The sequence below is a fragment of the Ruegeria sp. I1 genome, assembly GCF_056532675.1.
In genome coordinates, this window is sequence record NZ_JBQFNM010000001.1 from 371165 (window position 1) to 396329 (window position 25165).

Genomic DNA, 25165 nt, shown 5'->3' on the forward strand with positions numbered 1-25165 from the left:
TTTGATGTGTATTTTGTATACTATTGTACACAATAACCCAAGGGCATTCTTACCGCGTTTCAAGAAACCTTGATTGGAGGTTGAACGTCAAAGCAGCTAAACCTTCTGAGCAGCCCAAACTAGCCAAGGCCTACCGATGTTTAAAGCCACTATAGTCACAACCGCTCTTTCCCTTCTGCTCGCGGCCCACGCTGCGGCCGAAGAAGACCCGGTTGTGATCGAGCTGTTTACCTCGCAGGGGTGTTCGTCCTGTCCACCAGCTGACCGGATCATGCAAGAACTCGTGAAACGCGACGATGTGATCGGTCTGGCGCTGCATGTGGACTATTGGGACTATATCGGCTGGAAAGATGAATACGCGGATCCTGATCACACGGTGCGACAGCGCGCCTATGCGCGTCAGGGCGGGCGGTCGATGATCTATACACCTCAGATGGTGATCAACGGGCAAGAGGATGTGGTCGGTGCCAAAGCAGGCGAGTTGAACCAGCTGATCGAGGCGCATTTGGCTGCCGTGCCCCAGGCCACGGTTCGGGCCCGTCGTGATGGGGATGCTGTACTGGTCGATGTTTCCCCGGTCACATTGTCCGATGGGCAGATATATGATGTGCGGGTGGTTCAATATTCTCCGATGCGGCATGCTTCGATCCGTCGGGGTGAACTGGCAGGCCATGACCTAGACTATGCCAACGTTGTTGAAAGCTGGCAGATCGCAGGTCAGTGGGATGGCACAGCGCCGCAGAGTTTCGAGGCTCATTTGACTGCAGATTTTCCTGCCGTCGTGCTGGTGCAACAGGTTGGTCACGGCCCCATTGTCGCCGCCACCCATGTGAAATGATCAGGGCATTTCCTCAAGGCTGACGCCCAGGCCGTTCCAGTGTTTCCAGCGGCGGTGAATCCAGAACCATTGGCCCATATGCTGGCGAACGATCTGTTCCAGATCATTGTTGGTGAACTGCGTCATCTCTTGCGGGGTCGTGTGCGGAACGGGGTCGTGCAGAATGATCTCAAAATCCAGCCCGTTGGGCTGACGAACCGCGTAGCAGGGGATCAGGACCGCTTTGTATTTTATCGCCAGTTCAGCATTCAGGACCGATGTGATCGCCGGTTTGCCAAAAAATTGTAGCTGTTCGCCACCTTGCGAATGCAGGTCAGAGACGATGGCGATAATACCGCCATTCTTGAGGGACCTGACCATTTCCACCATGCCGCGCCGACCTTGTTCGAACATAGGTGAGCCGGATTTGTAGAAGGCTTCGACATAGGCGTCGTTGAAGTAAGGATTTGCCATCCGGCGATACAGGCAGCCAATTGGTTTGTCGCTGCGGTGCTGCAAAGCAACGCGCGCGGCCAGGTAGTGCCCGAAATGCGCGGTGATCATCATGACCGGACGACCTTCGGCAATCGCTGCGTCAAAGGATTCGATACCGGGCCCGCTTATTTTTGCGTGTTTCTGACGTTCAACGAACCCTTCGGGCGAAAAATGCTCCATGATCGCACGCCCTGCATTGTCAGAGACATCGCTGCTGATCTTTCTTGCCTCGGCTTCCGAAAGTTCTGGGCAGGTGAGGTTCAGGTTTCGCAGAACCCGTCGGCGAAAGCCGACAATGGGGGCAAGGCCGCGCACGATCGCGCCCATTGCGGGGATGCGCCGCTCGTAAGGCAGCAGGCGCATGGTACCGATGACCCCCTTCAGGAACAGATTGGCGACATAGTATTTTGCAAGCTCACTTCGGCTGAGCCTTGACTTTTCGACGGGCATGAATGCGTCTCACCGCGTTTTGCGAATTTTGAGATCAGACATATAGGTCAAAACCCGCAAGCTCAAGCGGTCAGCCGCGGTTGATACGGACCGGTTGGTTACACCCGGGTTTGCAGGGCACAGGGTCTATTCGTCCTCGTCCTCGGTTTCGACCAGAACGATCGTGCCTGCGTCAACCAGCGTCCGCACGGCGCCGACGATTTGGGTCATTGCCTCTTCGGCTTCGGCCTGTTTGACGCGCCCGCGTTCACCCATTTCTTCGCGCAGGTTATCGGCCATGCGGGCGGAGATGTTCGACAACAGAAACTCAACCGATGCCTTGTCATCATCTGCCGCAGCGCCCGCCAAGGCGGTGATGAGAACCGGTTGTTCAACCTCGCGCAAGACCGCTGGGATATCGCGTGCCTGAATGCGGGTCTGGATATGCGCGAAGGTGAAAATGGATTGACGAACAACGCTGGCGAAATCGGCATCTTCGGCATCCAAAGCATCCAGCAAACCGTCGCGGGTTGCAGCAGCGGATTGGTTCAGGATGGCCCCGACACGCGCGCCCGGGCCATCGCTGAACGCTTGGGCCGGGCGTTGATCCAATTGTGAGGCCAGCGACCACCCGATACGTTCCACCGCTTCGGGTGTGACGCTGGCGGTTTTCGATATTGCATAGGTGATGCGGCGCGCGACCGGGCCGGGCAGGTGACCCAGCAGCTGCGCGGCCTGCGCCGTATCGAGCTTGGACAGCATCACTGCGGCCACCTCGGTGCTTTCGGCTTGCGCCATGCCTGCCAGTTCTTCGGTTGGGATTTCCCGCAACCGCTGCCAAGGGTCCCCGATCTGCCGAACACCGGCGACCTTGCGCAAGCGTGCTGCCGTCGCAGGGGCAATTTTATCGTTTATGGCATCCAACGCGCCTGCCAGCCCGTGGGGAAAGGACAGCCCAATGTTATCAAGCGCATCACCGAATTCTCGCGCAACAGAATCCAGTGTCACGCGATCCACCAAACCCATCTGGCCAAGCTGATGTGTAAGTCTTTCCTGCAGATCGTCTGGCAGTTCCTCCAGCGGGATATCCGCGCCTTCGTTCAGCAACAGCCGCACAACAACGGCCGCTTTTTGCAAACTGCTCAGCGATCTGGGGACGATCTTGGCAGCGTTGCTTTCAGTGCCCGCAGCGGGCGGCGTCCCCCCCGGTGCCATTTGTATCAGTGCGTTTGTATCCTGCATGTGCCTGCCGAGCCGTAGTCAGTTCCACGGGCAGGATAGCAAGTGTCGGGTAAAGAAAGGCTGAAGCCCAATGCACTAAAACAAACGCATCGCCAGCCCCGGCGGATGTTTTTGCATATCCGGGATGCTGGCGATGTGCCGCTGTTCAAAGGCTTTAGTAGCTGTACGTCAGCCCGGTCCGGATGGCTTCGCGCAATGAGGCCTCGGCCCAGGTGCCTTCGCCGCCGCGGGCCTTGATCTCGCGCCACTGTTCAATGGCCAGATCGGTTTTGCCCTCGGCTACAAAACCCTGCCCCATATAGCTGCGGGCCAGAATGTTGTCAGGGTTGGCATCAATGGCTTTTTCATAGAACAGGTTCGCCAGCTCAAGCTCACCCATCTTGCGGTAGGTGAAGCCCCAGTAGGTCTGAACACGATCGTCGCCCTGATCCATGATGCGCAGGATACCCTGAGCGTTTTTGTACTGGCCGTCATAGGCCAGCTCACGAACCGCATCGTAAAGCTGATCGTCAGAGAAATTGCTTTTGTTCGGCTTTACGCATTTGCCGGCCGCTTCGTCATACACGCGGCCGAACAGGCACTTCTTAGTGGTGTTCGTGGGTTTTGGCGGATTGCTATCACCGCCAGCGGCATGGACGGCAGGGGCAAAGGCAAAGGCTTGAAACGCGATTGCGGATGCTAAGACAAGGCGCATTATTCGACTCCGTTCTCAGGTCTGCTTTTTGAAATCATAGTGTGATCTTCCAAAAAGCTAACACCGGATCGGTCGCATTTATTCACAAACAGGAAAGAAATTTTTCAGCTGTTGATGATTTTTAGGCAGCTTTGGGTTTCCTGGTCCCAGGTTGTCCCCTCGATACAGGACTGGGTTTGTTTGCTATGGCCGCTGCAGGCCAGGCTAGCTGAGGCCATGCAAACAAGTGCGATTGAGCAAAATACGGTTCTGATCATGATCTGTCCTTTTCGCGGAAGTATCTTCACCAGACTACCCGATTCCCGTGGATTCACCAAAAAGCCCGGCCAGCATCAGGCTGGCCGGGCTTTTTCTGAGTTGTCGCAGGCGCTTATTCGCCAAACACTCGCTCGAAAATCGTATCGACATGTTTGGTGTGATAGCCGAGGTCGAACTTCTCTTCGATTTCCTCGGCGCTCAGCGCAGCGGTGACATCGGCGTCCGCCAGCAGTTCTTCTTTGAAGTCGGTCCGATGTTCCCAGACCTTCAGCGCGTTGCGCTGAACCATGGCATAGGCATCTTCGCGGCTGACACCTGCCTGGGTCAGGGCCAGCAGAACGCGCTGGCTCATGACCAGTCCGGGGAATTTGTTCATGTTTTCCAGCATGTTTTCCGGGAAGATCAGCATCTTGTCGATCACGCCGGTCAGACGGGCCAGAGCAAAGTCCAGCGTTATTGTGGCGTCGGGTCCGATCATACGTTCGACCGAGGAATGCGAGATGTCGCGTTCATGCCAAAGCGCCACATTCTCCATCGCCGGGATCACAGCCGCGCGCACCATACGAGCCAGACCGGTCAGGTTTTCGGTCAGAACCGGGTTTTTCTTGTGCGGCATGGCTGAGGAGCCTTTTTGCCCCATCGAGAAGAACTCGGCCCCTTCCAGCACCTCGGTCCGCTGCATGTGGCGGATTTCGATGGCGATGTTTTCGATGCTGCTGGCGATGACGCCCAGTGTCGCAAAGAAGGCTGCGTGACGGTCGCGCGGGATGACCTGCGTGCTGATCGGCTCTGGCACAAGCCCCAACTGGTCGCAGACATGTTCTTCGACACGCGGATCGATATTGGCAAAAGTGCCAACCGCGCCACTGATCGCGCCGGTGGCGATTTCTGCACGGGCGTCGCGCATACGGGACAGGTTGCGGTCCATCTCGGCGTAGAAGCGGGCAAAGGTCAGGCCCATCGTGGTCGGCTCGGCATGGATGCCGTGGCTGCGGCCAATGCGAACGGTATGTTTGTGCTCGATCGCGCGGCGTTTCAGGGCCGCCAGCAGTCCTTCGAGATCTGCGATCAGAATGTCGGCGGCACGGGTCAGTTGCACGTTGAGACAGGTGTCCAGCACGTCCGAAGACGTCATGCCCTGATGCACAAAACGTGCCTCTTCGCTGCCGACATGTTCAGCCAGGTGGGTCAGGAAGGCGATGACGTCATGCTTGGTGACGGCCTCAATCTCGTCAATCCGAGCCACATCGAATTCCACGTCTTTGGCTTTCCACACGGCCTCGGCGTTCTCACGCGGGATCACGCCCAGATCGGCCATGGCGTCGCAGGCATGTGCCTCAATCTCGTACCAAATGCGGAATTTGGATTTAGGCGACCAGAGGGCGACCATATCGGGGCGGGAATAACGTGGAATCATTGGCAGCATCGCCTTATTGTGATTGGGCAGTGGGTGATGCCGCGGGGTTTAAACCTGAGCAGCCACAGGAACAAGACGAGAGTGCAAATATGAGACGGTTTGCCCTGATTCTAGCGATCTGGCCGGGTGTTTTGTCTGCAAGCGAGTTCAGAGAGCTGTCAGGCCCTGAAATACTGGCGGCATTAACCGAGCGAAAGCTGGATTATGGCGGCGGTGTCTGGCAAACCTTCGAGGGCTCGATGCTGACCAACTATTTCTCGGGCGGACCCAGCGCGGGCAGCTGGGCCGTTCGGGATGATCGCTATTGTTCGTACTGGCCGCCGTCGGACCTCTGGGCCTGTTACGACGTTCAACAAAACGGTCAGACGATCCGGTTTATTGATGACGCTGGCAATGCAACAGATGGCGTGTTTGCGGAATGATTCTGCCACGCGATTTGACGGATTTCGCCGGGACCTGGCTTCTGACGCGAAAAATCCGCGACAACAAGGCCGGGCAGATTGTGCAGGCCGATGGCATCGCCGATCTAGTGCCAGATGCCAACGGTCTGACCTATAGCGAAGAGGTGACGGTGCGTGTTCCAGGTCAGCCGCCGATGAAAGGCACCCGTCGCTATCTTTGGCGGTCAGATGCGGATCGCATTTCCGTTTATTTTGACGATGGGCGGTATTTTCATACGCTGAAACTTGGCGAAACCACGGTGATCGACCATCATGATTGCCCCCCTGACAGCTATGATGCAGATTACGATTTCTCGGGATGGCCGATCTGGACAGTCTGTTGGACCGTGTCTGGGCCGCGAAAATCTTATGAAATGGAGACCAAATACACGCTGCGATAGCGTAATCATCTTGCAGCAGACGCCCGGAACAGGCATTGCTGCAGGTGCAAATAAATCCGAACGTGGAGATATGAGATGAACGCAAACGTTTTGGCCAACGCATTTGGCCCGCGCGAAGGGACGGCGCTGCGCGTCAAGCAGGTGGCCCTGGTTGTCTTGGGTGCCGCCGCTCTGGCTATCGCCGCAAAGATCAAAGTGCCAATGTGGCCGGTCCCGATGACAATGGGTACCTTTGCCGTTCTGACCATCGGCACAGCCTATGGCGCGCGTCTGGGTCTGGTCACCATGATGGGCTATCTGCTGGTCGGTGCTTTGGGCTTTGACGTTTTTGCCGGTTCGTCGGCTGAGAAATTTGGCCTGACCTACATGATGGGCGGCACGGGCGGCTATCTGGTTGGCTATCTGCTTGCCACCGTCATGCTGGGCGCTTTGGCTGCCCGCGGTTGGGACCGTTCGGTCGGCAAACTGGCATTCGCACTGCTTTTGGCCAACGTGCTGATCTATGTTCCCGGCCTGCTGTGGCTGGGCCAACTGTATGGTTGGGATAAGCCGATCCTTGAATGGGGTCTGACACCGTTCCTGGCAGGGGATGCGATCAAGCTGGCTTTGGCTGCACTGCTGATCCCTGCGGTTTGGAAACTGGTCGGAAACGCGCGCGGCTGACCGCGATTGTCATTTTCAATCTGAGTGACCCGCGCCGGAGAGATCCGGCGCGGTTTTTTTTGTTTTTGAGATTTTGCCTGGGTTACGAAAGCGGGTCGAAACTAGTTGCGTTCGGCCTGATCCCAGATTCGGGCCACCCAGTTCGCAGGTCGAAAGTACTGTCGCATCGCGCGGAGTTTGTGCTTTGACCTGAGCGCCCTCAGGATATGCTGTTTCGGAGGCAGGTGCGGAACCGCGTCGTTGTATTGCCCTTTGATCGCGTCCGGCGGGTTCAACGATCCGGCAAAGATGACCACGCGAGTTCCTTTGGGCGGGCACGTGTCCTTGAAGTAGTTCAGTGGGAAAGTCGGAATGCACTCGATCCGGAAATGGCGCACCCATCCGGTTGGCCAGAACTTTATACCGTTTGGTGCATTTTTCGTGACGAAATGCTGCTCGAACCGGTACTTGTCGGCCACGCCCTGAGGGTCAGCTGCAAAGATATCCTGAAGCGAGGCAAGGGCACCAACAGGCATGCGGTAGATCGAGGTTTGACCCAACCGGTTCAACGGTTTGGCCACGTTGCGCGCCAGGACGACATCCTGAGGATCACCAAACTCAAAGAACGGGTCCAAAGAACCTGTGATCGCAACATCCAGATCCAGGAACAGAAATGGCCCCTTTAGGTCGGCCAGTTCAGCAGCCCAAAGCCTGGATTTCGGCCATTGGCCGATGGTGCGTTCGGGCATGAAGCCCGGCATTTCAGGCAGGTCAAAACATTCAACGCCGGGGTCGACCCCTTCGCGTGTGTCTGTAAAGGCGACAAAACGGAAGGGCGGCGTCGTGTTGGCGCAGACCATCCGGTACAGACGGTTGATATAGGGGGCACCGTAGCGCGTGCCCCAGTTTATGCAAACGATCTGTTTGTCCATGCGCCTGCCGCTCACTGCACAATAAAGCGGCCTTGTGGCAGCTATTCCAATCAGTTGTCAATCAGTATGGTCGTGACAAGTGCCGAGCCTTCCAGCGTTCTGTGCACCGGGCATTTGTCGGCAATTTCCAGCAGCCGTTCCTTTTGTTCCTGGGTCAATGGGCCCTGCAATCGGATTTTCCGGTTGAACTGGTCCACTTTACCTTCGTTTGCCAGCCCTGCATCCTGTGCATGAACTTTGTCATGACACACGTCCACACTGACCCCGGTCAGGGGCCACCGTTTGCGACGCGCATACATGCGAATGGTCATCGAGGTGCAGGCCCCAAGCCCGGACGAAACGAACCCATAAGGCGACATGCCGCGATCCGTTCCTCCATATGAGACAGGTTCATCCGCCACGGCGTGATGGCGGGGTCCGGCCTGAATATCCTGCAAAAACCCATCCGGGTCTGCTTCGGTCACGCGAATAACGCCTTCGGGTGCGCCAGGGGGCGGGGCCGGGGGGCGCAGGGGCACGTATCGCGATACCCACGCAGCGATCACATCCGCCGCATACTCCGCATCTGCGGCACGGGTGATCAAGTGATCGGCGTTATCAAGCGTTACAAAGCTTTTGGGATGCTTGGCGGCCAGAAAAATGGTGCTGGCGTTGTCGATACCGACGGTTTCATCCAAGGGTGCATGAAGGATCAACAGGGCGGCTTTCAACTCTGCCACTGAGGGTGTCAGGGCCGTCTCAGCGATGTCGTCTACAAACGCTTTGCCAATACGGAATGGTCGACCACCCAGCGAGACCTCGGCGCTGCCTTCCTTCTGTATCTCGGTCAAAGCCTGTTCGAAATGGTGCGAAACATGGCTAGGATCAGCAGGGGCCCCAAGCGTGACCACCGCTTTGACCGATGGGATACCCGCGCGGGCGCGCAGCACAGCGGCTCCCCCAAGCGAATGGCCAATCAGCAGGGCCGGGGCCATATTTCGGTCCGCCAGATAGGTCGCCGCCGCAATCAGGTCTTCGACATTCGATGTGAAAGTGGTGTTGGCAAACTCACCCTCGGAATGCCCAAGCCCTGTAAAGTCGAACCGAAGCGCAGCGATCCCCATCGCCGCCAATCGGGCTGAGATACGGCGCGCGGCAGGGATATCTTTGGAACAGGTGAAGCAATGGGCAAACAGGGCCGTCGCCAGAACCGGACCATCGGGCAAATCCAGCCGAGCGGCAAGTTGGCCGCCATCATGACCGGCAAAGGTGATGCGTTCCGTAGGCATTTCGGCTCCTTCCATTGGGGGCGTTTGCAATATTGCGATCATGCGGGGCCTGCCACAACCTATATGTCAAAGGCGTCACGGTAAGGTGAGGGACTGCCGTAAGGTTGGTGACGGGTTTGTGGTCCGTCATCGAAACCGGAAGATAAGTCATTCATTCTGTTTTGTGATGTATAGTCAGTCAAACATTCGTTTTAATTATTTCACATAAAGACCCATCTTCCCGCTATCGAAACCATAGCCGGAGGGAAACATGGTAGATATTACAGCAAAGCCAAATGCACCCTGGGTTGGCATGGAACGGCTGGTCGCACTTATTCTGGCCGTCGTCTTGGGGTTCGCACTGGGCCAGTCCTTGCCACTTAGCGAGAATGAGCACTCTGATACAATCAGCCCGCCCGTCGAAGACTGGCATGGCAACGTGCGGCGGTCGACCTGGCCTGACTAACCGGGTTACTACAAACCCATAAGCTGGGCATCAAACGGATATCGCGTCAGGTTTTCATAGCCATCTTCGGTTATGAGAACCTGATCTTCCAACTTGATCGAGAAATCGCCGCCCACCTCGCCAACCGCGGCCTCGACACACAAAACCATGCCGGGTTCCAGCGGATAGTCATAAGCCCCTGCAACCGCCTTGTCCGGGTAGGCGACCAGAGGCCATTCATCGCACAGGCCAACGCCGTGCATCAGGCAGCCATATTTCTGGGCTTGAAACTTATCATCCAGCCGGTGCGAATTCGCTGTCAACTCGGGGATCATGACGCCAGGTTTCAGCATCTCCATATTGGTCATGATATGCTCATGTGCATGTTGCATCGCATAGATCATGTCGGCACGCGGTTTCTGATCCCCGATCCACCAAGTGCGTGAAATATCGACGCAAATCCCGTAGGAACCGATCAGATCGGTGTCAAATGCGATGATTTCATTCTGCTGAGTGATCCGGGGACCACATTCCTGAAACCAAGGGTTTGTGCGTTGGCCTGACGCCAAGAGGCGCGTCTCGATCCACTCACCACCGCGGCGGATGTTTTCGGCATGCAGAACGGCCCAGATGTCATCTTCGGATGTCTTTCCATCGCCCACATTGGCGCGCGCAAAGGCTTCCATCTCGGCCACGGCGGTTTCACAGGCATGGCTGGCACAGCGCATGGCCAGGATTTCATCGGGTCCTTTGATGGCGCGGGTTTTCTCGGTCAGCTCTTCGCCTTCCATGATCTCGAAACCCTGTGCCTCAAGCGAGCGCAGCCCGTGCAGCATGATTTTGTCGACGGCTAGACGTTTGTTGCCGCCGCCATGTTCCTCGATCAGGACCCGCACCTCGTTCGAGAATACATCGGCGGCCACATCCACCTTGTCGCCACGGTCAAAGTAAAACAAATCCGCGCCCGACCGCTGTTCGCGGACCAGAGGATTGAATGTGGAGAGGAAGGGGGAGTTCTTGTAGTCCCAGATCACCATATAGCCATCGGCACATAGCAAGACTGCACGAAATGGGTTGTGGGTGTTCCACAGCTGCATATTGGTGCTGTCGGTCGCGTAGCGGATATTCAGGGGATCGAAAATCAGCAAACCTCCATAACCGCGATCTACGATAGCCTGGGTTAGGCGTTTCCACCGAAACGCGCGCATCTGGTCCAGATTGGGTAGCGCGAGTCCTGCGGCTGACCATTCGTCAAAGGCCAGTTGAGTGGGCCCGATCTCGATTCTATCGTTGTCGTTCGGTGTGCCATCGCCCAGCGTTTCGCCACGGGTTGGGTCGATTTTACGGGTATCCCGATAGTGTTGATTCACAACGCGCCTCCCTCAGATTGAGGCAATCTTGTTAAGACGCTCGAAAGACGTCGCAGAAGATTGCGACCGCCCGCTTGTCGTTTTTTGACCGACATTCGGGAACTTCAATGATAGCTGGTTTTTATGAGCGTGATCCTGCAAAAGAAAATTCCTTACGATCCGACGGACTTACGCGCCTTGCCGGGCATCCAACCGACACAGATGCAGGATTGGCTGTATCAGGATGATGCATTTGCGGCGCAGATGAATAGACGTGCGGCGCTGCTGAGTGGACGTCGTGACGATGTGCTGGCGCTGGATCCGCAGGCCGAAGAGGTCGCACAGGAGTTGTTGGCACTGGTTCTTGCAACGGCTTACCCCGGCGCAACTGACCACGTAATGCGGCCTGATGGGGTGCGCGTCGAAATTGACACGGCACGACCGATGGATACGCTCTGCCTGCTGGTGCAAGAGGATTTCTGCATCCTTCAAAAGCATGGGAACGAACACGTGCTAACCGGCGCGATTCTGTGCTTTCCGGCCAGCTGGCGCCTTTCGGAAAAGTTCATGCGGCCTTTGGTGGATATTCATATCCCCGTTGACAGCTATGATGACAACATTGCGCGGCGCGTTCAGCGTCTGTTTGATGGGATAAAGCCTGACCGACCGCTGTGGCGCTTCAATGCGCTTTGGTATGAAGACCCCGAGCTTTACCAGCCCCGCAGCGCCAGCACCCCGCGTGAAAAGCCCGAGGAGGGGACAACCTCGTACCTACGTAGCGAACGCCAAACCTTACTGCGTTTGCCGCGCACCGAGGCGGTTGTGTTTTCGATCCACACCTATGTTCTGGCCGCAGACAGCCTGCCAAAAATGGAAAACCCCGCCTGACGGCGGGGCCTCCAAGGAGGGTCTTCGGTAATTCGGTTACATGCCCAGGACGTTGGCCACGTCGGCAAAGGCATTGCTGGTGTTCAGCGCGACAATGGCAGAGGAAAAGACCAAAACCTGCGTGTTCAGCCGGAAATCTTCACCCCGGATCAGATTGACGGCTGCCATCGAACAGGCGATGGGCATGGAAACGCTGGCGATCACGCCCGTTACACACCAACTGCTGAGCCGCAGGATGTCGCTTGGGCGGTCTTCGTCTTCGGTATTGTCTTGGATCTGCTCAAAAGGTTTGTTTTCGTTTGATGGTGGTTCCAGCGTCTCATCTGCGCGAAACGCGATGCTCAGTAGCTGGTCATCGGTCAGCTGGATCGGGCGAGCAGACGGGTTCGAGACCGCGATCTGTTCGTCGGGCTCGGGTATATCCACCCCCGCGAATTGGCCGGATATTGATTGGAAAATCTGTTTTCTGTCTCGGGATTTTCCGGGCGCCAGAGTGTCAAACGCACTCATGAATTGTTCAAGGGTCAAAACAGTACGCGGCGATAGCCATTCGACGCGACGGGTTGAGCAGATATCGACCATGCGATATAGCATGACCGCTAGCATCAGTTCTGAAATCTCCGGATCATCCAGTACAGGAGAGACCGGCGAGACAGTGATCTGCATCCTGTTCTGCGGGCGCGTGGCAATGCGGCGACGCGGTGCTGTTTTCAGCCCCACCACCCGATCCAGGCGGTCATGATGGGTGTCCGCGTTCGCCGCCTCGCGTTTGAGCGTCAGGCGCACCAGATACTGGCTTGAGACGATGCTGGCCTCTGTGTGATTCAGCATCGCTTTGCGCTCGATCAGGTGACCGTAATCCTCAAGTGTTGTCGCGACGATCGAACTAAACCGTTCGATTGCGCCATCGGCGTCGCCATCGAATTGCAGGCCGCCATGATAACTGCGGTTCTGAGCCACGGGAGTTTCCTTTGTCGCTTTCGTTGCAAATCAAAGGTTAACAACCGTTTTTGGGTAGAATTTGACGAAAAGTGCAAAAAAATCAGAAAACCGGATGATTGATTACGCTTTGGAAACCAATAAAATAAGGGGTTTTTGCGACCGCTGTGGCGACATTGTGGCGAAATTGCGTAAATCACGTGTTGCGCACATGACTGGGCTATTGGTCGATTCGGGCGGCCATGATGGCGATGGATTGCTGATAAACCGTGGCCGCGTTCCACTGTTCGATAACGGCGAAATTGGGTTGCCCCGGCTGATAGCCGCGCCCCGGTTTCCACCCTTTTTTGCGCAGGAAATTGGCGGTTGAGGCCATTGCATCCGTCAGGTTGTAAAAATCCACGCGGCGATCCCCAGTGGCATCCACACCGTATTTCAGAGCATTGCCTGGCAGGAACTGGGTATGGCCCAGCTCGCCATGTTTTGCCCCTTTTGTCGCCATGGTGATACTGCCCTGATCGACCAGTTTCAGTGCCCCAATTGCATGGGGAACAAAGAACTCGGATCGGCGACAATCATAGGCCAGAGTGGTTATTGCTGACACAACCTGGCTGTCGCCCATGAAATTGCCAAAGCCGGTTTCCATGCCGTGGATGGCAATCAGAACACCTGCTGGCACGCCGTATTGCTGTTCAAGCGCAGCGTAAAACTGCGGGTTCCGCGATTTGCGTTTGCGTCCTTGGGCGACAATCGTGTCTGCGCCGCGCACACGCATGAACTTGTCCAGCGAGTATCTGAAACTCTTCTGATTTCGGTCCGCGGCGATCGTTCTGATGGCATATTGCGTCTGGGCCAGCGCTTGAAGGCCCTTCTTTTTCACTCCTGCCTTGCGGGCCTCCCTGGCGAAATCAGCCTTCCAGACCTCGAACCCAGCACTGGTATTTCCGCAAGGGGCCGCATGGCCAAGCATCGGTGCAGAAAGGGCGAGCGTGAGGCTTAGAATGCGCAACATCAAGTCAATTCCTTTGTACAATCTGCACCAAGGCTAAACGCCAACCGTTCCATGGCAAAGGCTTTAATACAGGTCCAACTCGCCTGCTTGCTTGAGGTCTTCGAACCATTCATCAGGCGTTTTGCCGATCTTGGCGTGTTTGACCATCATCGCGTTCATGTTTGGCAGGTCCGAGGAGACCGGCCAATTCTCCGGCTGCCAGAGGTTGGCGCGGATGACGCATTTGGGGCAGTGGGCAAAGGCGGTGTCGACATGCACCAGCAGCGCCAGTTTGGGCGCTTTGCCGTTGACGGCCATGGGCCCCAATAGCGTCTCATCCGCACAGATACGCGCCGTGCCGCGAATGCGTAGCGTCTCGATCTTGCCGGGGACAAAGAAGATCACACTGACGCGTGGGTCCTTCAGAACATTGTGAAAGGTATCAACGCGCTTATTGCCAGGGCGATCGGGGATTGCGAGCAAGTCGTCCGAGATGACATGCACGAACCCTTCGGGGTCACCACGAGGCGAGATATCAAGATACCCGTCCGGGTTGGCTGATGCGATCAGGCACAAGGTGGACCTGTCGATGAAGTCCCTGCACATCTGATCCAGAGCCGACAACTCCTTTGCGATGATCTGAGGCAATGGAGCGCCGGTGATGCCTTCCAGCTGTTCAGCCGAGGTCACATAGTCCGTGAATTGCGCGAACGGGTCATCGGATGACATATGCTCTCTCCCAACCTGTTTTGACGGCCAGTTTGAAAGATCACGCCAAACGAAACAAGGGCGCCCGAATGGACGCCCTTGCAGATGTAACCCAGTGCAGGATCAGCAGCTGTAATACATGCCGTATTCTACCGGGTGCGGTGTGTGCTCGTAGGTTTCGACCTCTTCCATCTTCAGTGCGATGTAGCCGTCGATCTGGTCTTTGGTGAACACGTCGCCCTGCAGCAGGAAGTCGTGATCGGATGCCAGAGCTTCCAGAGCCTCGCGCAGCGAACCGCAAACGGTTGGGATGTCGGCCAGTTCTTCGGCAGGCAGATCGTACAAGTTCTTGTCCATGGCTTCGCCCGGATCGATCTTGTTCTTGATGCCGTCCAAACCGGCCATCAACAGAGCGGCAAACGCCAGATAGGGGTTCGCTGCCGGATCAGGGAAGCGAGCCTCGACCCGCTTGGCCTTCGGGCTTTCGGTCCACGGAATACGGACACAGCCCGAACGGTTACGGGCCGAGTAGGCGCGCAGAACAGGGGCCTCAAAACCCGGGATCAGACGTTTGTAGCTGTTGGTCGACGGGTTGGTGAAGGCGTTCAGGGTCTTGGCGTGCTTCAGAACACCGCCGATGAAGTACAGCGCTTCGTCCGACAGATCGGCGTATTTGTCGCCAGCGAACAGAGGCTTGCCGTCTTTCCAGATCGACATGTTCACATGCATACCGGTGCCGTTGTCACCTGCGATCGGCTTCGGCATGAAGGTGGCCGATTTGCCGTAGGCATGTGCCACGTTGTGGATGACGTACTTGTACTTCTGCAGCTCGTCGGCTTGCTTGGTAAGGCTGTCGAAGATCAGGCCCAGCTCGTGTTGACAGGACGCAACCTCGTGGTGGTGCTTGTCGACCTTCATGCCCAAACGTTTCATGGTCGACAGCATTTCCGAACGCAGGTCCTGGCTTTCATCAATCGGGTTGACCGGGAAGTAACCGCCCTTGACGCCCGGACGATGGCCCATGTTGCCCATTTCGTACTCGGTGTCAGTGTTCCAGGACGCGTCGGTCGCATCCACTTCGTAGGACACCTTGTTGATGCTGTTCGAGAAGCGGACATCGTCAAACAGGAAGAATTCGGCCTCGGGGCCCATATAGGCCACATCACCGATGCCCGAAGATTTCAGGTAGGCTTCGGCTTTTTCAGCGGTGCCACGCGGGTCGCGCTCATACGCTTCACCAGTGTCGGGCTCCACAACCGAGCAGTGCAGACAGATGGTCTTTTCCGCATAGAAAGGATCGACATAAGCGCTGTCGGTGTCGGGCATCAGTTTCATGTCAGATGCTTCGATTGATTTCCAGCCCGCGATGGACGACCCGTCGAACATGAAGCCTTCTTCGAGGAAGTCTTCGTCAACCTGATCGGCCATAACGGTCACGTGCTGAAGTTTGCCGCGCGGGTCGGTGAAGCGGATGTCGACATATTCTGCGTCTTCATCGCGGATCAGCTGAAGAACTGCGTCCTTGCTCATACTATCTATTCCTCTGGTTTGAAGATGGGTGTGTTACAGCGCGTCCGAGCCGGTTTCGCCGGTACGGATGCGAATGGCTTGTTCAACGGGCGAGACAAAGATTTTACCGTCGCCGATCTTGTCGGTTTTTGCGGCCGAAACGATGGCTTCGATGGCGGCGTCGACTTGATCGTCGTCCAGCACCACCTCGACCTTCACTTTGGGTAGGAAGTCGACCACATATTCAGCGCCACGGTACAGTTCCGTGTGACCTTTCTGACGGCCAAAGCCCTTAACCTCGATCACGCTGAGACCCTGGACGCCGACGTCCTGCAATGCCTCTTTAACTTCGTCCAGTTTGAACGGCTTGATGATCGCTTCGATCTTTTTCATCCCGGCTCACCTCGCATGGTTGTCAGACCCGCAGTGATCACGTCTAAATCAGGGGGGCAATGTGATTGCGGATATGGCCTGTGCCGGATGGATGGAAATCCTGTCACGGGTTAATTTTTGCGCATGTTGCACAAAAAATAATCGAAATTGAATCGCGTGAGGGTTCGGGATGGTGGAATTGCTGACAGCGGCGCAGATGAAGGCGGTTGAGCAGGCGGCGATCGAGTCCGGCGAAGTCACCGGATTGGAATTGATGGAGCGCGCAGGGCAGGGCGTTGTCGAGGCGATCTTTGAGGAATGGCCGGAGTTGAAGGATCGCGGGGCCGGCCCGTCGTCATCGGTTGTTCGAACCGACGACGCAAACGATCAAGACCGCTCCCCGAGAGATTTGGGGCCAGATGAAGGGGATCCCCTGCGTGCGGTGGTTCTGTGCGGGCCGGGGAACAATGGCGGTGACGGGTTTGTCGTGGCGCGGTTGTTGCGAGAGCGGGGATGGGAGGTCGAAGTTTTTCTATATGGCGATCCCGAGAAACTGCCTCCGGACGCGCGGGTGAATTATGAGCGGTGGGTGGAGTTTGGGGATGTGTCTCCGCTTCCCGAAGGCTTCTGGTTGCCTCAGTGCGATCTCCATGTCGATGCACTATTTGGCACGGGGTTGACGCGAAGCGTATCTGAGAAAGTATCTTATTCGCTTTCATACCTTCATAAGCGGCATCCGCATTTTGTTGCGGTCGCGGTCGATATCGCCTCGGGGCTGTGCGCCGACAGCGGCCGTCCGATTGGCGTATCGGGTAAGGCCGACCTGACGGTCACGTTTCACAATGCAAAGCTGGGTCATTTTTTGAGTGAAGGACCAGAGCGGTCGGGCCGCGTTGTGGTCAAAGAGATCGGTTTGCCTGTGCCGGTTTTCGAGTCAACTGACGAATTGATTGCGTATGTGAATGACCCGGCACGAGTGCGGACGAATGTGGAAGATTTCAGAAAAGAACAAAACCAGGCAGATAGCCATCGAAGGGCGATTGCAAAGCTTGTTAGTCCTTCCAGTGCCTTGAGCAAAACGGACAGTACTCACAAGTACTCTCACGGCCATGCACTGATCCTGTCCGGCGGTCCCGGCAAAACCGGCGCAGCCCGGTTAGCGGCGCGGGGGGCTTTGCGGATTGGGGCAGGGCTGGTGACGCTGGGTGTACCTCCATCGGCGCAGATGGAGGTTGCGACGCAAGTCACGGCGATCATGTTGCAGCGGGTTGAAGGTGCAGACGGGTTGTCCGAAGTATTGCTGGACGAGCGGCTGAACGCCTTGTGTCTTGGACCCGGGTTGGGTTTGGAACGTGCGCGCGAACTCGTGCCGGTTGCCTTGGAAGCCGGGCGCGCGACGGTTCTGGATGCTGATGCTTTGACTGCTTTTGCAGATGACCCAGCCGCGCTGTTCGCCCAACTGCACAAGCACTGTGTGCTGACCCCACATGGGGGCGAGTTCGCGCGACTGTTTCCGGACATCTCGGAAAAACTGAACGTTGTGCCAACCAAAGGCCCGGCCTATTCCAAGGTCGATGCAACGCGAGAGGCTGCCAAACGGGCAGGGTGCGTTTTGCTGTTCAAAGGGCCAGACACGGTGATTGCCGACCCGAACGGGCGATGCTCGATCAATGCTGCGGTCTATGAACGTGCAGCCCCTTGGCTGGCAACAGCCGGGTCGGGCGATGTACTGGCCGGGTTTATCACTGGTTTGCTTGCGCGCGGTTTTGGCCCGATGCAGGCCGCAGAAAGCGCAGCCTGGCTGCATGTGGAATGTGCCCGACAGTTCGGGCCGGGCTTGATTGCCGAGGACTTGCCTGAGCAACTGCCGGCCGTGTTTCGGACACTGGAGACGTGAAGGCAATCAGCGGGTTTTGGCCGAGATCGCTAAGAAATAGAGGCTTTATATCGCTGCCGATCGCTGGGCGATGCCTGGGATTTGCAAGAGTCACGCCAAAGGTGCAAACTTGCCTTGGTGGATCAAAAGAGACACCACGCAATTCCAAGCTAGTGATCAAAACAATGTTTATGCCCACATCCGTGGGATTTGGCAGCTGAATCGACGGCGGGCGACCCGGAACCTGCATCACAGGAAACACATGTTTTTGTGATTGTCTGGGCAGTACCAAAACCTAAGCCATTGATGGTGATTGATATGAACTCTTATTTCAAACCAACATCTGCGACCGCCATTTTGGTCACAGCCACTGCGACCTCGGCGTTCGCCGAATTGAAGTATGAAAACAACAGTGGCGGTTATGTCGAACTGTATGGTCAGTTCAACCCGGCGCTGATCTCAGTCGACGATGGGCAGGAAACCGAAACCCGCGTGCTCGACAATGATCTGTCCAACAGCCGGGTTGGCCTGCGTCTGATGCAGCCCTTCGGGACCAACGAATTCACGTTCCGATTTGAAACCGGGTTAGGTTTGCCCGGATCGGCATCAGCTGATCAGTTCGGCACTAACAGCGATGGGTGGTCGCGTGAGGATATCCGACATGTGGATTTCGCGCTGAAAGGGGGATGGGGCAAATTCTCGGCCGGACAGGGCAGCATGGCCTCGGACGGGGCGGCTGAGGTGGACCTGACCTATGTTGGTACGGCGCTTTATTCCTTTACCAATGATGAGAATTCCAGCTTCTTTTATCGTGGTACTGATGGCGTTCTGAGTGACATCACAATCGGAGACAGTAGCAGCAACTTCGATGGGTCCCGGCGCGGCCGCATTCGCTATGACACGCCAGATTTCAACGGGTTTTCAGCCGCCATCGCCTATGGTCAGAACATTCTGTCCAGCAGTGATGATGATGACTACTACGATATCAGCCTTGGATATCAATCCACCTTTGCTGGCGGCGCTGAATTCAAAGCCGCGCTGGCCTTTGCCGTGCGGTCGCGTGATGACAATTCCGGGGACCGCAAGGATACGATCGGATCCGCCTCGGTTCTGTTGCCCAGCGGGTTAGGCGTTACATTCGCGGCTGGTACCCGGGATGAGGATGAGGCTGGCGTCTCGGATCCCAGTTTCTGGTATGGGAAGCTGTCATATGAAGGCGATTGGATAGCCTGGGGAAAAACCGGTGTCGGTATCGACTATTATGACGGCTCGGACTTCGAGACTGACGGTTCTAGTACCCAGGCCTGGGGGATCGCTGTGGTTCAGCGGATCGACAGCATCAATACCGATGCCTACCTGAAATACCGCAATCACGATTTTGATGACGGGACTTCGTTCGACAAGAATGCGGCTTGGGTTCTGGGCGCGCGCTGGCGGTTCTAATTGCATGTTCTGAAGGAACGCACGGGCCCAGCTTTGATACTGAGCGTTTTTTCGTTGCAGACACCCTAAAACCGGAGTTATCGGGCCTTTGACCCCTTGCACGCGGGCGGCTGTGCAAATAGAAGGCGTCAAATTTGCCCGGCGCGCCCGTGTTGCGCGCCCCGAATCCTATGGGGACTACCATAATGCAGGTTACCGAGACGCTTAACGAAGGTCTGAAACGCGGCTACAACATCGTTGTGACCGCAGCCGAGCTGGACGACAAGGTCAACGAGAAGCTGACCGAGGCGCAGCCCGAAGTTGAGATGAAGGGCTTCCGCAAAGGCAAGGTGCCGATGGCGCTGCTGAAGAAGCAATTTGGCCAGCGCCTGCTGGGCGAAGCGATGCAGGAAACCATCGACGGTGCGATGAACAAGCACTTTGAAGACAGCGGTGAGCGCCCTGCGTTGCAGCCTGAGGTCAAGATGACCAACGAGGACTGGAAAGAAGGCGACGATGTCGAGGTCGCAATGTCCTACGAGGCGCTGCCGGAAATCCCAGAAGTTGATCTGAAATCGGTTGAGCTGGAAAAGCTGGTTGTCAAAGCCGATGACGCAGCCGTTGAAGAAGCGCTGAACAACCTGGCGGAAACCGCGCAGGACTTCAAAGCACGTCGCAAGGGTTCGAAAGCCAAGGATGGCGATCAGATCGTGTTCGACTTTGTCGGCAAGGTCGATGGCGAAGAGTTCGAAGGTGGCTCGGCCGAGGACTACCCGCTGGTTCTGGGCTCGAACAGCTTCATCCCCGGCTTTGAAGAGCAGCTGGTTGGCGTGAAGGCCGATGAAGAAAAGGACGTGAACGTCACGTTCCCAGAAGAATACGGCGCGGAACACCTGGCCGGTAAAGATGCGGTTTTCAGCTGCACAATCAAAGAAGTGAAAGAACCGGTTGCTGCGGAGCTGAATGACGAGCTGGCCAAGAAATTCGGTGCTGAAGATCTGGACGCCCTGAAAGGTCAGATTTCTGAACGTCTGGAAGCTGAATATGCGGGCGCCTCGCGCGCTGTTATGAAGCGCGGCCTACTGGATGTGCTGGACGAGAAAGTCTCGTTTGACCTGCCCCCGTCGCTGGTTGAGGCCGAGGCCAAGCAGATCGCCCATCAGCTGTTCCACGAAGAAAACCCGGATGTGGAAGGCCACGACCACGGCGAGGTTGAGCCGACCGACGAGCACAACAAGCTGGCCGAGCGCCGCGTACGTCTGGGCTTGCTGTTGGCTGAACTGGGCCAAAAGGCTGAGGTTGAAGTGACCGATGCCGAGATGACCCAGGCCATCATGAACCAGGCGCGTCAGTACCCGGGTCAGGAACGCCAGTTCTTTGAGTTTGTGCAGCAGAACGCCCAGATGCAGCAGCAGCTGCGCGCGCCTATCTTCGAGGACAAGGTTGTCGACTACGTGTTCGAACTGGCCACGGTTGCGGACAAAGAAGTCAGCAAAGACGATCTGCAAAAAGCAGTTGAGGCACTGGAAGAGGAATAATCCTCTTCCCCCCCTTTTGTGGGGGCTGAAAATAGAGCGGAGCCGCCTTTGAATAAGGCGGCTCCGCGTGGGTGGCTTTTGTATTATGAGGTGAGGGGGTCAGGCCTCATGAGCAAAAGCACGGGGGGTATCTAGCAGAGCATGTCTTTGCTCTGGCGTGAAGGTATCGGTCAGCGTTTCGATCAACCGAAGAACATCTTGACGTTCTTCTTCGGTGCGCGCTGCGCTCATCTGCTCGACAAAGTATTTCTCAAGATCGGTGAGCGGTTTGTGATCGCGGTTCGCGGGTTGCTGCTCGATGGTTTTCTTCGAGTTGAACAGGGCCAGCGCCTCTTCTTCTTCCAAGAACACGTCCTCGTGTATACCGGCGAATTCGCGAATGCCTTGGATACGTTCGTCAGTACAATCCAGCAGTGCGGCCAGAGCCGACACTTTGCCCATCGGAACGGTTTTGCCCACATAGTCGTACGGCGCGCAATTCGAGCGTTTCAGAACCCGGTCCATGACCGGATCAATGACAGTGATGATGTCTTCCATGCCAGCATTCTTGGCGTATTCTAGCGAGCCAATCATCAATTCGCAGGTCGCATAAGAGACCGAGTTTTTCTCTTTCCCGCGGCTGAGCCTTTGAGTGTCGACGCAGAAGCGTGTGGATTCCCACATTCTTGCGCTACGGATCGGAGCTTCTCCGTCGAGAATGGCTGAGAAAACATCAGCCAGCATGTGAGGTCCGGTGGTCTGTAGGGCACGCACGGCTGCGACGACATTCCCCCCGTCGTCGAGTCCGATCACGTATGCCGGGTCCAGATGATCGAATTCGTCAATCTCTTTCCCGTCTTCGATCTTTACGTCCCATCCAAGGCGCCCGCCGAAAACGCGCGCGCGCAGTTCAAACATTTCGTCGAGAACTTCGCCGAACAGGTGTCTGTTCAGCCCATCAACAACAACAATCATTTTTTCCCCCTTCGAGTGGTTGTTCGGTAAACTAGACGTTACCGTTTTGTCGGGGGTTTTCTATTGGGGGTTTCCCGTATTTTGGCAGAATTTGGGGTTTTTTGTGGTTAACTAGGCGTAATGAGGCCAATGGCAATAGCTCGACCAACCGCTTGTGGCGTTGTCAATGCGCTGAGTTTCTCGCGGCTGGATCGCAGATGAACCTCAACCGTGCGATGTGAAATCGATAGAATATCGCCGATATCCTGTTGCGATTTCCCCGCTGCAACCCATTGCAGAATCTCGACTTCACGTGTCGAAAGGTTGGGATGGTAGAGCGCACTTGTGACCTCATCAGAAGACACGACATGGTCGTGAATATGTACAGCCATGGATTGCAAGTCACCAATCACATGGGTGTAGAGCTTGCGCCACTCTTCCTTGCTGCAGTCGCGCGAGGCGCTTAGCAACCCGATGTCCCCGAACGGCCCGCGGACAGGTATCGTAACGCCTTGGTTTGATATACCAAATTCACTGGCATCATTGAACATGCGCTGAAATTCAGGGCCGCGTTCCAACCGGCTCCAATCAACGGGTGCAATACTGCGGCGGGCCATGTGGATCGTGGGGTCGATCATGATCAGCCCCTGGTTCTGATAATGTTCGGTCCAAGCATCGTCATAGGTTACAAAGCCCGCAACCGTGCCAGACGCAGGGTTCATGCCTGCATAGGCGGCATGATCCATATCATGCTTTTCGCACACTTGTTTCAGAAACTCGGTGTACCGAGTTTCTGCATCCGGCAGAGTGCTCAGATCAACAATTTCCATGCGGCGTCTACCAACTGCGGCCCATCCCACAAGCCCGATGGTGTCTTCGGACCAGTAGTAAACTTAGAGCGGAACCCAAATTACCTCACATTAGAAAGGACAACATACTTTTGAGAATATGACAAGGCGAGGTGCCAATTGTCTGCACATTTGAGTATAACTTGCGTAGATTAGAACATTTATATCACTATTGCCAAATTCCAAATCCACAGGCGGTGTCCCGGAAATGGCACGGTGTCAGGGGGCCGGTCTCAGGCCTGTTTCAACCAGCATTCCGCGCGCTTTTGCTTCGGGATAGAAGCCTTTGGCGTACAGGAAAATCGCTCGTTGCTGGTCACCATCGGATAGCAGCCATGCACCCCGTAGGTACTTCCCAGCGAACTCCAGATTGGTGTCCGCGTCCAGAAGGCCCTGAGCGTCGCCCTGATAACCCATTGAGCGCGCTGTGGCCGGCAGAATCTGCAACAGTCCGTAATACGGTCGGTTCACAGCCCACGGTCTGTGCGTACTTTCACGGATCGCTAGCTTGTGAACGAGTTCGCGGGGCAGGTCGTAGTGATCAGCCCAATTGTTGATGGATGCACGTAGTTCTGGAGTTTCATTGGGGTAGAGCGGAGGATCGAATGCTTCGGTGTCGTTCCGCGATACCTCGGCGGCGCTACACGCGCTTAGGGCTGAGATCGCGATCAAGGTGATGAGGCCACGACGGGAGAAGACTGCCATTTATGTACTCCAAGCTCAGAACTGCGATGATATGGATCGCATTGGGTGTCGCAACCGTATCCCTGAATTTGGGCCGAATTTTGCTGGTTGGAAAATAAAAAAAGGGCCGCGCGGAAGGCGCAGCCCTTTGTTGTGTTCAGCGAGGCCTGATCAGGCTTTTGCTTCGTCTTCTTCAGCAGCGGGTGCTGCGTCGGCAACCAGTTCGTCATCATCCGATGCGGCCGAGCCGATATCGTCGAACAGTTCGGCGATTTCGAATTCAGCAGCGGCTTCTTCTTCGGCAGCCAGTTCCTGAATCGATTTGCCCGAAGCTTGCAGTTCGGCTTCTTCTTCCGAACGGGCAACGTTCATCTTGATTTCGACTTCAACTTCGGGGTGCAGCTTTACGGCGAGCGCGTGCAGACCCAATTCCTTGATCGGTGCGATCAAGGCAATCTGTTTCTTGTCGACGGTAAAGCCTGCTTCGGTTGCGGCGTCTGCGGCGTCACGCGGGGTGACCGAGCCGTAGAGAGCGCCCGAATCCGATGCCGAGCGAATCACGATGAACTGCTGACCATCCAGCTTTTCAGCCAGCGCTTCAGCTTCTTTCTTGGTTTCCAGGTTGTGCGCTTCAAGCTGCGCCTTGCGGGCTTCGAACGAGGCGATGTTCGACTCGGACGCGCTCAGGGCTTTGCCCTGGGGCAGCAGGAAGTTGCGGGCGTAGCCGGGCTTGACGTCAACGACGTCGCCCATCTGACCCAGTTTCGCAACGCGTTCCAGAAGGATAACTTGCATGTCAGTCTCTCCTTACTTCACGGCGTAGGGCAGCAGGGCGAGGAAGCGGGCGCGCTTGATAGCACGGGCCAGTTCACGCTGCTTTTTCGCCGAAACGGCGGTGATGCGCGAAGGTACGATCTTGCCACGCTCAGAGATGTAGCGCTGCAGAAGACGGGTGTCTTTGTAGTCGATTTTCGGCGCGTTCTCACCCGAGAACGGGCAGACCTTGCGGCGGCGGAAAAATGGTTTTGCGGCCATGGTTTATGTCCTTTCGTCAGGCGTTGATCAGCGGCGCTCGCGGCGGCCTTCGCGCTCGTCGCGCTTCTGCATCTGGACCGAGGGGCCCTCGGCGTGCTCGTCGACCTTGATGGTCAGAACGCGCATCACGTCATCATGCAGGCGCATCAGGCGCTCCATTTCCTGAACGGCGCCGGCGGGGGCGTCGGTCTTCAGGAAAGAGTAGTGACCCTTGCGGTTCTTGTTGATCTTGTAGGCCATTGTCTTAACGCCCCAGTACTCGCTGTCGATGACGTTGCCGCCATTGTCAGCCAGAACGGTGCCGAAGTGTTCGACAAGGCTTTCTGCCTGCGCGTTGGACAGATCCTGACGCGCGATCATTACATGCTCATAAAGTGGCATGTTCACTCCTGTTTATATCAAGGCGCATTTCAAAGGCGGGGCCATCTGGTCCTTCGCGACCCTGCCACGAGAGGCTGCGCGATTCATACGTAATGCGAAGGATGGCCCGATATACACGTTTCAGCGCGCGGGGCAAGACCTGCCATAGATGCCTTGGTGAAGTCGCCCAATTTCCTTTGCTGCGCCCAATTCCTGACGCTTTTCGGCTCAAGGTTGTTTACCAAACCGGAGAT

At 56.3% G+C, this 25165-nt stretch carries 27 protein-coding genes; 9 read left to right on the forward strand and 18 right to left on the reverse strand.

Features of this window, described 5'->3' with window-relative positions:
- The first annotated feature begins 136 nt into the window (after positions 1-136).
- Positions 137-838 carry a DUF1223 domain-containing protein gene (locus tag ACR0DH_RS01875; RefSeq protein ID WP_480546737.1) on the forward strand — a complete coding sequence of 234 codons (702 nt, stop codon included), beginning with the start codon at positions 137-139 and terminating at the stop codon, positions 836-838.
- Here ACR0DH_RS01875 and ACR0DH_RS01880 read toward each other — a convergent pair whose 3' ends face one another.
- From ACR0DH_RS01880 to purB, 4 genes are all read right to left on the reverse strand, one after another.
- On the reverse strand, positions 839-1762 hold the full coding sequence (locus tag ACR0DH_RS01880) for a lysophospholipid acyltransferase family protein (RefSeq protein WP_480546739.1): 924 nt from the start codon (positions 1760-1762) through the stop codon (positions 839-841).
- Between the two features lie 126 nt (positions 1763-1888).
- A complete protein-coding gene (locus tag ACR0DH_RS01885; protein ID WP_480546741.1) occupies positions 1889-2983 on the reverse strand; it encodes a flagellar motor switch protein FliG in 1095 nt (364 codons plus the stop codon).
- A 154-nt stretch (positions 2984-3137) separates the two neighbouring features.
- Positions 3138-3677, reverse strand: coding sequence for a tetratricopeptide repeat protein (locus ACR0DH_RS01890; RefSeq protein WP_480546743.1), 540 nt, complete (start codon positions 3675-3677; stop codon positions 3138-3140).
- A gap of 370 nt (positions 3678-4047) precedes the next feature.
- Complete coding sequence (purB, locus tag ACR0DH_RS01895) at positions 4048-5352, reverse strand: adenylosuccinate lyase (RefSeq protein ID WP_480546745.1); 1305 nt, start codon at positions 5350-5352, stop codon at positions 4048-4050.
- A gap of 89 nt (positions 5353-5441) precedes the next feature.
- Here purB and ACR0DH_RS01900 point away from each other — a divergent pair, with 89 nt between their 5' ends.
- From ACR0DH_RS01900 to ACR0DH_RS01910, 3 genes are all read left to right on the forward strand, one after another.
- The gene (locus ACR0DH_RS01900; RefSeq protein ID WP_480546747.1) at positions 5442-5774 is read left to right on the forward strand and encodes a hypothetical protein; all 333 of its coding nucleotides are present in this window, start codon (positions 5442-5444) and stop codon (positions 5772-5774) included.
- Positions 5771-6193: a DUF6314 family protein gene (locus ACR0DH_RS01905; protein WP_480542375.1), complete on the forward strand. Its 423-nt coding sequence runs from the start codon at positions 5771-5773 to the stop codon at positions 6191-6193. Before ACR0DH_RS01900 ends, ACR0DH_RS01905 begins: the two co-directional genes overlap by 4 nt.
- 75 nt (positions 6194-6268) lie before the next feature.
- Complete coding sequence (locus tag ACR0DH_RS01910) at positions 6269-6856, forward strand: biotin transporter BioY (RefSeq protein WP_480542377.1); 588 nt, start codon at positions 6269-6271, stop codon at positions 6854-6856.
- 101 nt (positions 6857-6957) lie between these two features.
- Here ACR0DH_RS01910 and ACR0DH_RS01915 read toward each other — a convergent pair whose 3' ends face one another.
- The gene (locus tag ACR0DH_RS01915; RefSeq protein WP_480542379.1) at positions 6958-7767 is read right to left on the reverse strand and encodes a glycosyl transferase; all 810 of its coding nucleotides are present in this window, start codon (positions 7765-7767) and stop codon (positions 6958-6960) included.
- Between the two features lie 50 nt (positions 7768-7817).
- Complete coding sequence (locus ACR0DH_RS01920; protein WP_480546749.1) at positions 7818-9035, reverse strand: bifunctional alpha/beta hydrolase/OsmC family protein; 1218 nt, start codon at positions 9033-9035, stop codon at positions 7818-7820.
- Between the two features lie 250 nt (positions 9036-9285).
- Between ACR0DH_RS01920 and ACR0DH_RS01925 the strand changes: the two genes are divergently transcribed.
- Positions 9286-9480 (forward strand): hypothetical protein, encoded by a 195-nt coding sequence (locus ACR0DH_RS01925; protein WP_480546751.1) that lies wholly within the window; start codon positions 9286-9288, stop codon positions 9478-9480.
- Positions 9481-9488: 8 nt separating this feature from the next.
- Here ACR0DH_RS01925 and dddP read toward each other — a convergent pair whose 3' ends face one another.
- Positions 9489-10829 carry a dimethylsulfonioproprionate lyase DddP gene (gene dddP, locus ACR0DH_RS01930; RefSeq protein ID WP_480546753.1) on the reverse strand — a complete coding sequence of 447 codons (1341 nt, stop codon included), beginning with the start codon at positions 10827-10829 and terminating at the stop codon, positions 9489-9491.
- Between the two features lie 123 nt (positions 10830-10952).
- On the opposite strand from dddP, the gene ACR0DH_RS01935 reads away from it, so the two are divergent.
- A complete protein-coding gene (locus ACR0DH_RS01935) occupies positions 10953-11696 on the forward strand; it encodes a heme-dependent oxidative N-demethylase family protein (RefSeq protein WP_480546755.1) in 744 nt (247 codons plus the stop codon).
- Between the two features lie 36 nt (positions 11697-11732).
- On the opposite strand, the gene ACR0DH_RS01940 is transcribed toward ACR0DH_RS01935, so the two are convergent.
- The 5 genes from ACR0DH_RS01940 to ACR0DH_RS01960 form a co-directional block, all read right to left on the reverse strand.
- A complete protein-coding gene (locus ACR0DH_RS01940) occupies positions 11733-12656 on the reverse strand; it encodes a hypothetical protein (RefSeq protein ID WP_480542389.1) in 924 nt (307 codons plus the stop codon).
- 199 nt (positions 12657-12855) lie between these two features.
- Positions 12856-13647 carry a lytic murein transglycosylase gene (locus ACR0DH_RS01945; protein WP_480546757.1) on the reverse strand — a complete coding sequence of 264 codons (792 nt, stop codon included), beginning with the start codon at positions 13645-13647 and terminating at the stop codon, positions 12856-12858.
- A 63-nt stretch (positions 13648-13710) separates the two neighbouring features.
- Entirely contained in the window at positions 13711-14355 is a 645-nt protein-coding gene (locus tag ACR0DH_RS01950) for an MSMEG_1061 family FMN-dependent PPOX-type flavoprotein (protein ID WP_480546759.1), read from the reverse strand.
- A gap of 102 nt (positions 14356-14457) precedes the next feature.
- Positions 14458-15864 carry a type I glutamate--ammonia ligase gene (glnA, locus tag ACR0DH_RS01955; RefSeq protein ID WP_170530610.1) on the reverse strand — a complete coding sequence of 469 codons (1407 nt, stop codon included), beginning with the start codon at positions 15862-15864 and terminating at the stop codon, positions 14458-14460.
- A gap of 33 nt (positions 15865-15897) precedes the next feature.
- Positions 15898-16236, reverse strand: coding sequence for a P-II family nitrogen regulator (locus tag ACR0DH_RS01960; protein WP_050602105.1), 339 nt, complete (start codon positions 16234-16236; stop codon positions 15898-15900).
- A 169-nt stretch (positions 16237-16405) separates the two neighbouring features.
- On the opposite strand from ACR0DH_RS01960, the gene ACR0DH_RS01965 reads away from it, so the two are divergent.
- The 3 genes from ACR0DH_RS01965 (at position 16406) to tig (ending at position 21051) form a co-directional block, all read left to right on the forward strand.
- A complete protein-coding gene (locus tag ACR0DH_RS01965; RefSeq protein WP_480546761.1) occupies positions 16406-18112 on the forward strand; it encodes an NAD(P)H-hydrate dehydratase in 1707 nt (568 codons plus the stop codon).
- A 297-nt stretch (positions 18113-18409) separates the two neighbouring features.
- On the forward strand, positions 18410-19534 hold the full coding sequence (locus ACR0DH_RS01970) for a porin (protein ID WP_480546763.1): 1125 nt from the start codon (positions 18410-18412) through the stop codon (positions 19532-19534).
- A gap of 185 nt (positions 19535-19719) precedes the next feature.
- Complete coding sequence (tig, locus tag ACR0DH_RS01975; RefSeq protein WP_480546765.1) at positions 19720-21051, forward strand: trigger factor; 1332 nt, start codon at positions 19720-19722, stop codon at positions 21049-21051.
- A 99-nt stretch (positions 21052-21150) separates the two neighbouring features.
- Here the strand turns inward: tig and ACR0DH_RS01980 are convergent, their stop codons facing one another.
- The 6 genes from ACR0DH_RS01980 to rpsF all read right to left on the reverse strand — a co-directional run bounded on the left by ACR0DH_RS01980 (position 21151) and on the right by rpsF (position 24932).
- Positions 21151-22005, reverse strand: coding sequence for an acyl-homoserine-lactone synthase (locus tag ACR0DH_RS01980; RefSeq protein ID WP_480546767.1), 855 nt, complete (start codon positions 22003-22005; stop codon positions 21151-21153).
- A 107-nt stretch (positions 22006-22112) separates the two neighbouring features.
- On the reverse strand, positions 22113-22814 hold the full coding sequence (locus ACR0DH_RS01985) for a LuxR family transcriptional regulator (RefSeq protein ID WP_353006449.1): 702 nt from the start codon (positions 22812-22814) through the stop codon (positions 22113-22115).
- A 237-nt stretch (positions 22815-23051) separates the two neighbouring features.
- The gene (locus tag ACR0DH_RS01990) at positions 23052-23537 is read right to left on the reverse strand and encodes a transglycosylase SLT domain-containing protein (protein ID WP_480542404.1); all 486 of its coding nucleotides are present in this window, start codon (positions 23535-23537) and stop codon (positions 23052-23054) included.
- A gap of 150 nt (positions 23538-23687) precedes the next feature.
- Entirely contained in the window at positions 23688-24311 is a 624-nt protein-coding gene (gene rplI / locus ACR0DH_RS01995; protein ID WP_480546769.1) for a 50S ribosomal protein L9, read from the reverse strand.
- Between the two features lie 12 nt (positions 24312-24323).
- Positions 24324-24551, reverse strand: a complete 228-nt coding sequence (rpsR, locus tag ACR0DH_RS02000; RefSeq protein WP_005608650.1) for a 30S ribosomal protein S18 — start codon at positions 24549-24551, stop codon at positions 24324-24326.
- Between the two features lie 27 nt (positions 24552-24578).
- Positions 24579-24932 (reverse strand): 30S ribosomal protein S6, encoded by a 354-nt coding sequence (gene rpsF, locus ACR0DH_RS02005; protein WP_170530602.1) that lies wholly within the window; start codon positions 24930-24932, stop codon positions 24579-24581.
- Positions 24933-25165: the final 233 nt, after the last annotated feature.

Coding starts and splice junctions, on each gene's coding strand:
- ACR0DH_RS01945 (WP_480546757.1), bottom strand. CDS start 13,647: ATGTTGCGCATTCTAAGCCTCACGCTCGCCCTTTCTGCACCGATGCTT.
- ACR0DH_RS01920 (WP_480546749.1), bottom strand. CDS start 9,035: ATGCCTACGGAACGCATCACCTTTGCCGGTCATGATGGCGGCCAACTT.
- ACR0DH_RS01970 (WP_480546763.1), top strand. CDS start 18,410: ATGAACTCTTATTTCAAACCAACATCTGCGACCGCCATTTTGGTCACA.
- ACR0DH_RS01915 (WP_480542379.1), bottom strand. CDS start 7,767: ATGGACAAACAGATCGTTTGCATAAACTGGGGCACGCGCTACGGTGCC.
- ACR0DH_RS01935 (WP_480546755.1), top strand. CDS start 10,953: ATGAGCGTGATCCTGCAAAAGAAAATTCCTTACGATCCGACGGACTTA.
- ACR0DH_RS01965 (WP_480546761.1), top strand. CDS start 16,406: ATGGTGGAATTGCTGACAGCGGCGCAGATGAAGGCGGTTGAGCAGGCG.
- ACR0DH_RS01900 (WP_480546747.1), top strand. CDS start 5,442: ATGAGACGGTTTGCCCTGATTCTAGCGATCTGGCCGGGTGTTTTGTCT.
- rplI (WP_480546769.1), bottom strand. CDS start 24,311: ATGCAAGTTATCCTTCTGGAACGCGTTGCGAAACTGGGTCAGATGGGC.
- glnA (WP_170530610.1), bottom strand. CDS start 15,864: ATGAGCAAGGACGCAGTTCTTCAGCTGATCCGCGATGAAGACGCAGAA.
- ACR0DH_RS01880 (WP_480546739.1), bottom strand. CDS start 1,762: ATGCCCGTCGAAAAGTCAAGGCTCAGCCGAAGTGAGCTTGCAAAATAC.
- ACR0DH_RS01950 (WP_480546759.1), bottom strand. CDS start 14,355: ATGTCATCCGATGACCCGTTCGCGCAATTCACGGACTATGTGACCTCG.
- purB (WP_480546745.1), bottom strand. CDS start 5,352: ATGATTCCACGTTATTCCCGCCCCGATATGGTCGCCCTCTGGTCGCCT.
- tig (WP_480546765.1), top strand. CDS start 19,720: ATGCAGGTTACCGAGACGCTTAACGAAGGTCTGAAACGCGGCTACAAC.
- ACR0DH_RS01910 (WP_480542377.1), top strand. CDS start 6,269: ATGAACGCAAACGTTTTGGCCAACGCATTTGGCCCGCGCGAAGGGACG.
- ACR0DH_RS01980 (WP_480546767.1), bottom strand. CDS start 22,005: ATGATTGTTGTTGTTGATGGGCTGAACAGACACCTGTTCGGCGAAGTT.
- ACR0DH_RS01875 (WP_480546737.1), top strand. CDS start 137: ATGTTTAAAGCCACTATAGTCACAACCGCTCTTTCCCTTCTGCTCGCG.
- ACR0DH_RS01960 (WP_050602105.1), bottom strand. CDS start 16,236: ATGAAAAAGATCGAAGCGATCATCAAGCCGTTCAAACTGGACGAAGTT.
- ACR0DH_RS01925 (WP_480546751.1), top strand. CDS start 9,286: ATGGTAGATATTACAGCAAAGCCAAATGCACCCTGGGTTGGCATGGAA.
- ACR0DH_RS01885 (WP_480546741.1), bottom strand. CDS start 2,983: ATGCAGGATACAAACGCACTGATACAAATGGCACCGGGGGGGACGCCG.
- ACR0DH_RS01990 (WP_480542404.1), bottom strand. CDS start 23,537: ATGGCAGTCTTCTCCCGTCGTGGCCTCATCACCTTGATCGCGATCTCA.
- rpsR (WP_005608650.1), bottom strand. CDS start 24,551: ATGGCCGCAAAACCATTTTTCCGCCGCCGCAAGGTCTGCCCGTTCTCG.
- ACR0DH_RS01890 (WP_480546743.1), bottom strand. CDS start 3,677: ATGCGCCTTGTCTTAGCATCCGCAATCGCGTTTCAAGCCTTTGCCTTT.
- rpsF (WP_170530602.1), bottom strand. CDS start 24,932: ATGCCACTTTATGAGCATGTAATGATCGCGCGTCAGGATCTGTCCAAC.
- ACR0DH_RS01985 (WP_353006449.1), bottom strand. CDS start 22,814: ATGGAAATTGTTGATCTGAGCACTCTGCCGGATGCAGAAACTCGGTAC.
- ACR0DH_RS01905 (WP_480542375.1), top strand. CDS start 5,771: ATGATTCTGCCACGCGATTTGACGGATTTCGCCGGGACCTGGCTTCTG.